This window comes from Stenotrophomonas sp. PD6 (assembly GCF_049199305.1).
In the GTDB taxonomy this organism is placed as follows: domain Bacteria; phylum Pseudomonadota; class Gammaproteobacteria; order Xanthomonadales; family Xanthomonadaceae; genus Stenotrophomonas.
In genome coordinates this window covers 309519-320190 of sequence record NZ_JBLZQD010000002.1, presented here as the reverse complement: position 1 = coordinate 320190, position 10672 = coordinate 309519, and the positions used below count along the sequence as shown (strand labels likewise).

General features: G+C 69.2%; 9 protein-coding genes. 2 read left to right on the top strand and 7 right to left on the bottom strand.

Features of this window, described 5'->3' with window-relative positions; genetic code table 11:
• Positions 1-501: 501 nt before the first annotated feature.
• The 3 genes from ACOZHM_RS04225 to polA form a co-directional block, all read right to left on the bottom strand.
• Positions 502-984, bottom strand: a complete 483-nt coding sequence (locus ACOZHM_RS04225) for a DUF421 domain-containing protein (RefSeq protein WP_421567707.1) — start codon at positions 982-984, stop codon at positions 502-504.
• Positions 985-1091: 107 nt separating this feature from the next.
• Positions 1092-1550: a hypothetical protein gene (locus ACOZHM_RS04220; RefSeq protein WP_421567706.1), complete on the bottom strand. Its 459-nt coding sequence runs from the start codon at positions 1548-1550 to the stop codon at positions 1092-1094.
• 489 nt (positions 1551-2039) lie between these two features.
• Positions 2040-4811, bottom strand: a complete 2772-nt coding sequence (polA, locus tag ACOZHM_RS04215; protein ID WP_421567705.1) for a DNA polymerase I — start codon at positions 4809-4811, stop codon at positions 2040-2042.
• 97 nt (positions 4812-4908) lie between these two features.
• Between polA and ACOZHM_RS04210 the strand changes: the two genes are divergently transcribed.
• Together ACOZHM_RS04210 and ACOZHM_RS04205 are read left to right on the top strand one after the other, a co-directional pair.
• Positions 4909-5193 carry a DUF2782 domain-containing protein gene (locus ACOZHM_RS04210; RefSeq protein WP_421567704.1) on the top strand — a complete coding sequence of 95 codons (285 nt, stop codon included), beginning with the start codon at positions 4909-4911 and terminating at the stop codon, positions 5191-5193.
• Between the two features lie 25 nt (positions 5194-5218).
• Positions 5219-5458 (top strand): hypothetical protein, encoded by a 240-nt coding sequence (locus ACOZHM_RS04205; RefSeq protein WP_421567703.1) that lies wholly within the window; start codon positions 5219-5221, stop codon positions 5456-5458.
• 90 nt (positions 5459-5548) lie between these two features.
• On the opposite strand, the gene ACOZHM_RS04200 is transcribed toward ACOZHM_RS04205, so the two are convergent.
• The 4 genes from ACOZHM_RS04200 to rtcA form a co-directional block, all read right to left on the bottom strand.
• Positions 5549-5995, bottom strand: a complete 447-nt coding sequence (locus ACOZHM_RS04200) for a universal stress protein (protein WP_421567702.1) — start codon at positions 5993-5995, stop codon at positions 5549-5551.
• Between the two features lie 81 nt (positions 5996-6076).
• A complete protein-coding gene (locus tag ACOZHM_RS04195) occupies positions 6077-9082 on the bottom strand; it encodes a hypothetical protein (RefSeq protein ID WP_421567701.1) in 3006 nt (1001 codons plus the stop codon).
• Between the two features lie 90 nt (positions 9083-9172).
• Positions 9173-9469 (bottom strand): hypothetical protein, encoded by a 297-nt coding sequence (locus tag ACOZHM_RS04190; RefSeq protein ID WP_421567700.1) that lies wholly within the window; start codon positions 9467-9469, stop codon positions 9173-9175.
• Positions 9470-9633: 164 nt separating this feature from the next.
• The gene (rtcA, locus tag ACOZHM_RS04185; RefSeq protein WP_421567699.1) at positions 9634-10644 is read right to left on the bottom strand and encodes an RNA 3'-terminal phosphate cyclase; all 1011 of its coding nucleotides are present in this window, start codon (positions 10642-10644) and stop codon (positions 9634-9636) included.
• Positions 10645-10672: the final 28 nt, after the last annotated feature.

The window sequence follows — 10672 nt, the reverse complement described above, 5'->3', positions numbered from 1 at the left end:
GACTGGGTGAGGTCTTCGTGGGCCTGGCGGTAGCCTTCCCACAATTTCAGCACGCCCACGAATTCCGAGCGGCCATCGGCGAACAGCGCGTGTGCGTTGTCGGCGGCGGCGCGCGCCTCCGGCGGGGGGGGGGGGGGGGGGGGGGGGGGGGGGGGGTGTTCGTGCTCCGCGGGGGGGGCCCCCCCCCCCCCCCGGCCCCCCCCCCCGCGTCCACAGCGGCCCGGTATTGGCGACCTGCTCCAGGACATGGCGCGGGGCGCTCTGCGCCGGGGCGCGGGGCAGTTCCCCCATCACGTCGGTGTAGCTCGGCGGCGGATCATGCTGCAGCTGGGCGGAGGGACCGGGCACGCGGCCGGCAGCGGGGACGGGGTGAATCGTCGAATCGGTACGCCACATGGACTACGCCTCCTTCCAGCGGACCCCCACAGCGGGTGCCCGTCAGGACGCCCATTGCAGCAGCCGGCACAGGCTGGCGCTTGCAGGTTCCCCTCAGCCGTCGGCTCAGTTCTGTGACTTCTTCGGCACGATGGTGATGTGCCCGTTGATCTCCAGCACCGCCAGCGCGACATCACTGATCTGCAGGCAGCCCTGCTGGCGCAGCGCAGCGTCCACGTCGGCCGGCGTGACCATTTCACGTTTGAGTACCGAGTCGAGCAGCTTGCCGTCACGCGCGATGAGCACGGGCTCGCCTTCCACCAGCGACTCGACGCGGCGGTTGCGCGTGGTCAGCCAGCCCACACCATAGTTGATGCCGATCAGGGTGGCGGCCAGCAGCAGGCCACCGCCCAGCGAGGTGTCCTTGCCCAGCAGCGCGTTCTGCACCGCGTTGCCCAGCAGCACGATCAGCAGCACGTCGAACGGGGTGATCTGCCCGAGCGCGCGCTTGCCGGACAGCCGCACCATGCCCAGCACCACCACGTACACCACCACCGCGCGCAGGATGAATTCCCACCACGGCATGGCCAGGTCGAACAGGTCGCTCATGGAACCTTCCCTCGGGAGTCGTCCCGCAGCATGGGCGGGTAACCCGGCGGAGGCAATGGCCACGTGCACGCCGGGTAGGGCCGGCCGACGGCCGGCGCTATCGGGGGTCAGGGTGTCCGGCGGCTGGGCTGCCGTGCCTGCTGCAGTTCACCGTCCACTTTGCGCAGCTGCGCCTCCAGCTTCCGCTTCTTCTTCAGCAGCTCGAGTGTCTGCTGCTCGCTGGTCTTCTGCAGGCGCTTGGCGATCTTCTCCACGCCGACGGGGTTCTGCGGTGCGGCACGCACGCTGTCCGTGCCGCCGCCGATGCACGACAGCGGCGGGGCCGACGGCTGCGTCGTGTACCCCTGCCGGTGCGCGTCAACCGCGTGCGTGCTGCTGCTGATGGTCGTTTTCAGCTCCTGCAGTACCTCCGGCGGCAACACGCCGGTGGGGGGATGCACCTTCCAGCGTGGATCGCTGGCGCTCAGCGCGGCGGTGGTCCGGTCGGGGTAGATGTTGCCGATCATGGCTGGCCGCGGCACGCGTTCAACGGCGGCGGCATAGGGCGGCGGATCGTCCACAGACATGCGCGCGGCAAACGCATTCGCGGCGGCAACCGCGATGGCGGCAGATTTGTGAGGCGTGAACGTTGCGTGCGGCATGGGAAACCCCCTGGTCGTCGCGGGGCCCATGTCGGGCGCCGCTGAAGGGTCCATTGCAGCCAGCTGCGGTCTGTACCGCTTGCAGATTCCGATCATCCTGAGCCGCCCCGCCGTGGACGTCCTCGCGGCGGGATTCCAGGCGACCCAAAATAAAAAGCCCCGCCGACCAGGGGGAGGTCAGCGGGGCCGGGGAACGGGCGCTTGGGGAGGAGCCCCCGTTCCGAGATCTGCTCCAGGGGATGGGAGAGATCCACAACAGGCATTGCGCCTGTCGAGGTCTATAAAAGCACCTCGAACATTGATAGTTCGTGAAGGCGCCCAATTAATCCTGATGTGAAACCAGAAACATTCATCCAAGAGTCAGTTTATGCGCACGCAATGAACCAATTCAGCTAATTTACCGTTAATTGCGTCTCAATGCGCCTCATCCCAGTTATCGCCGACGCCCGCGTCGACCACCAGCGGCACGCGCAATTTGGCTGAAGACGACATCAACTCCACCACTTGCGAGCGCAAGGTTTCCAGAAACTCGCTTTCGGTTTCGAATACCAGTTCATCGTGCACCTGCAGAATCATCCGGGCGCGACCGCCCTGGCCCTGCAGCCAGTCGTCCACCTTCACCATCGCCCGCTTGATGATGTCCGCCGCGGTGCCCTGCATGGGCGCATTGATGGCGGCACGCTCGGCCCCGGCCCGCAGGCCCTGGTTGCGCGCGTGAATGTCGTTCAGGTACAGCCGGCGGCCCTCGATGGTTTCCACGTAGCCCTGGTCGCGGGCCTGCTGGCGCATGCGCTCCATGAAGTCGCGCACGCCCGGGTAGCGGCTGAAGTACAGCGCCACGTAGTCCTGCGCCTGGCCGCGGTCGATGCCCAGGTTGCGCGCCAGTCCGAACGCGCTCATGCCGTACATCAGGCCGAAGTTGATGGCCTTGGCGGCGCGCCGCTCGTTCGGGGTCACCTCGTCCAGTGCGCGGTTGAACACTTCAGCGGCGGTGGCGCGGTGCACGTCGACACCCTGCTCGAAGGCCCGCACCAGGCCCGGGTCCTCGGACAGGTGCGCCATGATCCGCAGTTCGATCTGTGAATAGTCGCAGGCCAGGATCTTGCAGCCTTCCGGGGCCACGAAGGCGCGGCGGATGCGGCGGCCGTCCTCGGTGCGGATCGGGATGTTCTGCAGGTTCGGGTCCGACGAGGACAGCCGGCCGGTGGCCGCGCCGGACTGGTGGTAGCTGGTGTGGACCCGGCCGGTGTCGGGATTGACCATCTCCGGCAGCTTGTCGGTGTAGGTGCTGCGCAGCTTGGCCAGGCCGCGGTACTCCAGGATCACCCGCGGCAGCTCGTGCTGCTCGGCGATCGCCTCCAGCGCCTCTTCATTGGTGCTGGGCTGGCCCTTGGGGGTCTTCACCAGCGCCGGCAGCTTCAGTTCGTCGAACAGCACCGCCTGCAGCTGCTTGGGCGAGTCCAGGCTGAAGGTACGCCCGGCCAGCTCGGTGGCCTTCTGCTGGGCAGCCAGCATGCGCACGCTCAGGTCCTGGCTCTGCCGGCGCAGCTCGGCGCTGTCGATGTACACGCCGTTGGCCTCGATCCGGGCCAGCACCGGCACCAGCGGCATTTCGATGCTGCGGTACACGTTGTCCAGCGCGGCCGATTCGAGCAGCTGCGGGTGCAGCACCCGGTGCAGGCGCAGGGTGATGTCGGCGTCTTCGGCCGCATAGCGACCGGCTTCATCCAGGCCCACCTGCGAGAACGGGATCTGCTTGGCGCCCTTGCCCGCCACGTCCTCGAACTTGATGGTGGTGTAGCCCAAGTAGCGCATCGCCAGCGAATCCATGTCGTGGCGGGTGGCGGTGGAATTGAGCACGAAGCTCTCGAGCATGGTGTCGTCGTGATAGCCCTGCACGTTCACGCCGTGACGGCGCAGCACGTGCAGGTCGTATTTGCCGTGCTGGCCGAGCTTCTTCTTGTCCGGGTTCTCCAGCACCGGGCGCAGCGCATCCAGCACCTGCTCGCGCGGCAGCTGGGCCGGGGCCCCCGGGTAGTCGTGGCCGACCGGGATGTACGCGGCGCGGCCAGGCTCGACCGCCAGGCTGATCCCGACCAGGTTGGCGCGCATGGCATCCAGCGCATCGGTCTCGGTATCGAAGGCGATCAACTCGGCCGCTTCGGCCCGGGCCACCCAGGCCTGCAGCTGTTCGGTGGTGAGCACGGTCTCGTACTCGCCCGGGGCCGCCAACGTGGGATCCAGCGCCTCAGGCGTCTCGCTGGAGGCGCTGCGGGCATAGCCGGCGGCAGTGCCGCGCAGGCTGACCGGGGCGTCACTGGCGGCGGCAGGCGCGGCCACCGGGCCACCCAGCTCCTTCAGGGCCTGGGTGAAGCCGTAGCGCAGGTACAGCTCGCCCAGGGTGGGCACGTCCGGGTCGCGCAGGGCCAGGGTCTGCGGGCTGGCGTCCAGTGCGACGTCGGTGCGGATGGTGACCAGCTCGCGGTTGAGCGGCAGGCGCTCCAGCGCCGCGCGCAGGTTCTCGCCGATCTTGCCCTTCATGGTCGGGGCAGCGGCCATCACCCCGTCCAGGTGCTGGTACTCGGCCAGCCACTTGGCGGCGGTTTTGGGGCCGCACTTGTCCACGCCGGGCACGTTGTCCACGGCATCGCCCATCAGCGCCAGCAGGTCGACGATCTGGTCGGCGCGTACGCCGAACTTCTCCATCACCGCCGCGTCGGAATCCATGCGGCTGCCAGTCATGGTGTTGACCAGCTCGATGCCCGGGCGGACCAGCTGCGCGAAGTCCTTGTCGCCGGTGGAGATGGTGACGGTCATGCCGTCGCGGTGGCCCTGCAGCGCCAGCGTGCCGATCACATCGTCGGCCTCCACGCCGGGGATGCGCAGGATGCTCAGGCCCAGCGCCTCGACGATGCGGCACATCGGCTCCACCTGCGGGCGCAGGTCGTCGGGCATCGGCGGGCGGTTGGCCTTGTAGTCGGCGTACAGGTCGTCGCGGAAGGTCTTGCCCGGCGCATCGACCACGAAGGCCACGTACTCGGGGCGCTCCTTCAGGGTGGCGCGCAGCATGTTGACCACGCCGAACAGCGCCCCGGTGGGTTCACCGGCGGCATTGGTCAGCGGCGGAAGCGCGTGGAACGCGCGGTACAGGTAACTGGACCCGTCAATCAGGACTAATCGGCTCATGCGACGATTCTACGCGCCCGGCCGCAGCCGTTCGCGGCGCCGGCGTCACGGACCATGGGGCATAATCGGGGCTCCCCGCCCCCAGGAACCTTGGCCCATGAAGACTCTGCTGCTGGCTGGCCTGCTTGTGTTGGCCGGTTGTGCGACCACCGGCGGTGCCGGCGTGCCCCCGGTCGATGTCACGGGCGCCGATATTGCCAAGCGCACCATGGACAACGGCGATGTCATCGAGGAATACCGGGTCAGTGGCCAGCTCCGCATGGTCAAGGTCACCCCCTCGCGTGGCGCGCCGTACTACATGTACGAAGGCAGCCCGCAGGGCGGCGTGGACCGCAGCAAGGACGGCGTCTCCCCGGTCTACTGGAAGCTCTACAGCTGGTGAGTGGGCCCGTGCCCTGCCGTACCCGATGACGACGCCCGAACGCCGCAAGCCCATTGACCCCGCCGCCCTGCGCGCGGGGCTGACCGACGAACAACGCCAAGCCGTGGACACCCTGGAGCATTTCGGCTGGGCGCTGCGCTTCGTGCGCCGCCCGCTGTTCCGCGACCCCATCCCGGTGCTGTTCGACCGCAGCGGGGAGCGCTACGTGGTGCTGCAGGCGGATGGCAGCCTGGATGAGTCGCAGACGCTGAAGCTGCGCCCGTAACCGGCAGCCGGGCGGTAGAGCGGGGCTCTGCCCCGCTGATTTGGCGCGCAGCGGGGCAGAGCCCCGCTCTACTGCCCCGCTGACGTAGCGTTACCGGATCACCAATACCGGCACGGTGCTGCGGGCCAGCACTTCGGCCGTCTGGCTGCCCAGCAGCACCCGGGTCATGCCGCGGCGGCCGTGCGAGGTCATCACGATCAGGTCGCTGTTCCGCTCGACGGCGGTGTCGATGATGCCGTCGGCGGCATAGCGGTCCAGCACGTGAATGGTGGCCGTGCGCAGGCCCTGCGCCTCGCAGGCGGCCTTGGCCGGTTCCAGCACCTTCTGCGCGGTCTCCTCGCGGTCGGCCTTGTACTCCGGGCTGTTCATGTAGCCCACGCTCCAGCCCATCGCGTCGTACATGCCCACCGCCCACGGTTCGGATACGGTCACGATATCGACGGCCGCGTCCAGATCCTTGGCCAGCTCGAGTCCCTTCAGCAGTCCTTTTTCGGACAGCTCCGACCCGTCGGTGGCAATCAGGATTCGCTTGTACATGGCAGGCTCCTTGGCGAAGTGACGGGAACACCATTGCACACCGGACGTGCAGGCGATGCCTTGAGCGCGATCAATTGGCAATCAGCGGTTGCCGGTACGTGGCCGCCCGTGCGTGTCCAGGTACTGAGCCGTGCGGATCCGCGCGGCGTCCGCGGTCCGCCGGGCGGCGCCAGGAGGACTGCTGGGCGGTGCGGGCAGGCGCAACAGCGCCAACCGCAAGGCCACCTCACTGGTCGCGCTCTCGGTTCGCGCCGCACTGACCCTCGCGGCGCGCTCCGCTGCCTCCTGTGTGGCCCGGGACTGGGCCGCCTGGCGTGCCTTGTTGGTGGCCGTCTCGTAGGCCAGCAACGCGGCGGCGCGTTGACTGTGGGCCAATGCGCTGCTTTGCGCGCGCGCCGCCACCGCATCGGTTGCCCGTCGGCCTGCCTCGGCGGCCGCCCAACGCGAGGCACTCTGCCCCGCCTGCGCCTGCGCGCGCTGCTGTACCTGTAACTGCACCCCCTGGGCAACGGACTGTGCTCGCGCCGCGACCTCTGCGCCCAGCGTCGCGCCGCCCGCCGGGGGCGGGGACGTGCCTGCGGCGTCGGCGACCATCGCGCCGATGGCGCCGATGGCGCGGTCCACGCCGCCCCGGAACAGCGCCTTGCGCGCCTCGGCGGTCAGCGTCGGCTGCGCCCGCACTGCCTCGCCGTACCCCGTCGTGGCCTCTGCGATCAGCGCCTCCGCATCCTCCCGGCGCAGCGCCCACATGTCCTGCTCGAAACGGCTGCGGGCCGCGTGCTGCTGGCTTTCCAGCAGATCCCGGGGCGGGCTCGCATGTGGCAACCCATGCTTCTGCAGGGCCTCGGCCCACGCACTCCACACGGCCTGGGCGACGCTGGTGGACAGTGCCTGTACTTCGTCACGGTGAACCAGCCGTACCGATTCAAGAACCTCCTGCCTCAACAGCTCTGTCTCCAGCACCAGCAGCCGCGCCGGGCCGTTTTCCCGGCGCAGTTGCGCCACCAGCGGGCCAGGCGCCATCTGCTGCAGTGCATGGGCGGCGCGCGGCGCGGCAAGCGCGACCTGGCCGCGCGGCAGCAGGCTGCGCAGGCCGAAGGCGGTCCGCGAGCGCCACGATTTCGCCTCCCGCAGGTCCTCCGCGCCGGGCCAGAGCTGTGCCAGCTTCAGGCGTTCGATCCAGGCGGCGGAGGCGCGGCTGCCCAGCAGTTCGGCGAAGTAGTTGGCCGTGCCGGAACGCTTGGCGGTCAGCAGTCCCACGCGCAGCCGCTGCGCGGGTACGCCCCGTGCCACCAGCCCTTCCAGCAGTTGAATGAAGGCAATGCCCAATTCGGGATGCTTCTCCGACCACGCGGCGACATCGGGCGGGTAGCTGCCCGCCTCGACCGGCGTCAGCAGCAGGCGAGCGACCTCGCTCGGGTTTGCCTGGCCCATGGCCACCAGCTTCTCCATCAGCACCAGCCACGCATGGTTGGTGTCGAATGCCGCCAGGGTATGTGCGTGCCTGCCGGGGCCCAGCGCCAGATGGTGCAGCAGTTGGGTGTGCAGCGGCGGCGCCAGCAAGGCGGCAACCGCATCGGCCATGCCCTGCGGAGACTCGCTTGCCCAGGCCTGTTCCAGTTGCTGCAGGGCGTCGTCGAACTGCTGCATCGCACGGGTTTCGCGACACACGCCGTTGATGCAGATGTCGTCCGTCGTTGAGGCGATGGGTTCGCCGCTACCCAGCAGTGCCTCGTGCAATCGCTCGACGTGCTGCTGGTGGGGCGCGACCGCATCGGCGCCGAGCACCCTCTGCATCGCGTCGGTCACCTCCTGGCGGACGCGCGCGGCGCGAACCGGGTCGGCGTGCAGCCAGTCGCGGATCTGCGCCGGGTCGAACCGCGCCAGCAGCGCGTCGCGACGGGCGATCATCTGCCCGGTCAGGGCCGCGGCCTGCGGCCACGCCTGCGCCGCGGTGGGCGCCAGGTTCGGCCAGTGGCGCTCGATCACCGCTTCGATGGAGGACGCGGGCAGCACCGCCAGGCGGTAGCCCATTTCCACCAGGGCGTCGGCGATGGCCGGGTCCGAGGCCGCCGGCGGCCGGAACAGCGCGGCAATGCTCTCGGACTGGAATCCATAGGGCCAGCAGGTGGTGTCATGCAACGCGCCCGGGTCGGCCTGCATCGCGTCGAAGCCGCTGGCGTTGGCCGCGAACGCCTCGGGAATCGGGAACAGCGACGCAGGACGTTGCCGGATCGCTACCTCGCCGCTGAGCTGCTTGGGCAGCATCACGCCGGTCTGCGGATCGCGGAAGCCGAGCGGGCCGCAGGAGCCGAAGTCCAGCGACATGCCGACCCGCTCGCCATCACGCAACGTGTAACCGAAGTTCTCCATCCGGTAGTTGAGGTGGTCCCAGTTGTCCAGCCAGCGCGACGCGATGAAATGGCGCATCTGCTCGCACCGCAACGGCGCGCGCAGCATCCGGTTCATGGCGTCCAGTGCGTCGAAGCGGGCGCGATCGTTTGCCGCGTGCGCGCGCGCATCCACCTCGCCCAGCGCCCACCATTCCACGCCCGCGTCGCGCAACAGTGCGGTGTTGGCGGCCACGGAGGCGGCATGCGTTGCCCGCAGCGTGTCGTATGCGGGCCGCGATGAGGCGTTGTCTGCCGCAACCAGGTCGGCCGCCGCGTCGCTGACCAGGAAATCGCCCAGATCCTGGAACTGCGGTTCATAGCGCGAACCGACATGCAGGTTGGCGGTGGGTAGGCCGTCGAGCGCGCCCACCAAGGCGGTATCGGGTGCTAGCAGACCGGTGAGCTGGAACAGCTTTCCCAGGGTGACTTCCATTGCACTGCTGGCGCCGTCGGCCGTGGCCTTGACCCGCCAGCGGTCGGCGCCCTGCGAGGCGATCATGGCCTTCTGGCTGCCCGCCCCCTGCCAGGGGCTGAGCGTGGCGCCGGCAAAGTTCAACGGCGCGCGATCGTCGCGCGTTGCGTTGCGTACCGAATCCACTGTCAGCGTGGCAGGACTCGCGGCCGGGGTCCGTGCCGCGCCGGCTTCCCACTCGCTCGGCGCGGCAAGAGAAGGAAGTGAGGAAGCCCTCTGCATCGCAGTGTTGATCAACGTCGCACCCCTGAGTGACAGGGCACGCACACTAGCAGCGTTGCTGGGCCGCCAAGGCTCGGACTGGTTGCAAACTTACTGCGGTAGACCCGATGTCGGCCGGTTCCTACGCGAGCGCGTTCCCGTCCGGGTCGTCGCCAGCGCCACCACCGTGGCCATCACGATCAGCATCAGCCAGAACCCCCAGCCGTGCAGCAGAACATCGGTCGCCGCCACCGGCGGTTCGCAGCGCATCCGCATCAGGTCCATGCTGCCGCCGTCCTTCAGGCAGGTGGCCACGTGTTCGAACAGGGCCAGCACCGGCGCCGCCCAGCCCGCCGACAGCGTCAGCGCGACCAGTGCAGACAACAGGTACGGGATTCCCTTGTTCATGTGCGTGCTCCCAGCAGACAGCGCCAGACTCTGGGCGCGTAGCCGGGGGCGTACAAGCGGCAGGCGACGAACCGTGTGAAATCCGGGATGAGTCGGGGGACGCCGGGGGCGAACGGAGCGCACCGGCCGGGACAGTACCCCGCCGGCGCGGCCCGACGTCGGCCTCAGCGGCTGACCTGCACCTGCCAGCCCTGCCCTTCCGGCACCCACTCGAACTCGACCGGCAGGAACTTCTCGATCAGCCGCGCGTTGCTTTCCAGATGCTCGCTGATCGTGGCGGTGGTGAAGCTGCCGGCGCCGGCCAGCGCCATCGGCAGCAGCAACTGGTCGGAGAGGTGCTCGGCCACGCAGCCGTCGCCGTGCAGGTAACGCTGCACCTCATCGGCCAGGCGCGCGCCGACCTGTTCGGCCGACACGCCACGCTCGCCGTGTCCACTGAAGACTTCCACATGCGCGTCGTGGCGCACCTGCACCAGCGCCACGTTGCCCGGGCCGAGTGCCGGGCGCACGGCATGCACGTGGCGCGGGTGCGGATCCACGCCCAGGCGATCGGCCAGCACCTGCAGCTCGCGTTGGCCGATGCTGCCGGACAGGCCGGACATCAGCACCTTGGCTTCGACCGAGGCCAGCGCGCCGCGGGTGTTGAATGCGCAGGGCTGCAACGCCGCGCAGGGAGTGACCTGCACGTCGAGCACGCCGCCGCCGGCTGGATGGAACCCATGCTGCTCCAGCGTGAAACCGATCTGCACGCCCATCCGCGCCAGCGCGGGCAGGTAGGCATCGGCGATGAAGTCCGCGCTGGGCGCGAGCGGATTGTGGGTGCCGCCTTCCAGACGCAGCGTTGACGGCGTGGCCGCCTGCCACAGGGCCGGCAGCAGCGTCTGTAGTACCAGCGTCGCCGAGCCCGCGCTGCCGGTGGCGAAATGGTAGTCGCCGCCCTGCACCGCGCCGGGCTCGAAACGCAGCGCGGTCGCGCCCAGCTGGGCGCCATGCACGCGGGCACCGCCGATCGCCGCGGCGGCATTCACGGCGGTGAGGTGCTGGCGCATCAAGCCCGGGCGGCGGCGACGGCCACGGATGTTGCCCATGCTGAAGCCGGTGCCGGTGCACAGGCTGAGCGTCAGCGCCGAACGCAGCAGCTGCCCGCCGCCCTCGGTGCCATCCAGTTCGATCATGTCCATGTTCCTGTCTTTCTCCTTCAAC

What these genes read in the sequence shown, in the direction of transcription:
- ACOZHM_RS04210 (WP_421567704.1), top strand. Translation starts at nt 4,909, where the DNA reads ATGAAGACTCTGCTGCTGGCTGGCCTGCTTGTGTTGGCCGGTTGTGCG.
- ACOZHM_RS04200 (WP_421567702.1), bottom strand. Translation starts at nt 5,995, where the DNA reads ATGTACAAGCGAATCCTGATTGCCACCGACGGGTCGGAGCTGTCCGAA.
- rtcA (WP_421567699.1), bottom strand. Translation starts at nt 10,644, where the DNA reads ATGATCGAACTGGATGGCACCGAGGGCGGCGGGCAGCTGCTGCGTTCG.
- polA (WP_421567705.1), bottom strand. Translation starts at nt 4,811, where the DNA reads ATGAGCCGATTAGTCCTGATTGACGGGTCCAGTTACCTGTACCGCGCG.
- ACOZHM_RS04190 (WP_421567700.1), bottom strand. Translation starts at nt 9,469, where the DNA reads ATGAACAAGGGAATCCCGTACCTGTTGTCTGCACTGGTCGCGCTGACG.
- ACOZHM_RS04195 (WP_421567701.1), bottom strand. Translation starts at nt 9,082, where the DNA reads ATGCAGAGGGCTTCCTCACTTCCTTCTCTTGCCGCGCCGAGCGAGTGG.
- ACOZHM_RS04225 (WP_421567707.1), bottom strand. Translation starts at nt 984, where the DNA reads ATGAGCGACCTGTTCGACCTGGCCATGCCGTGGTGGGAATTCATCCTG.
- ACOZHM_RS04205 (WP_421567703.1), top strand. Translation starts at nt 5,219, where the DNA reads ATGACGACGCCCGAACGCCGCAAGCCCATTGACCCCGCCGCCCTGCGC.
- ACOZHM_RS04220 (WP_421567706.1), bottom strand. Translation starts at nt 1,550, where the DNA reads ATGTCTGTGGACGATCCGCCGCCCTATGCCGCCGCCGTTGAACGCGTG.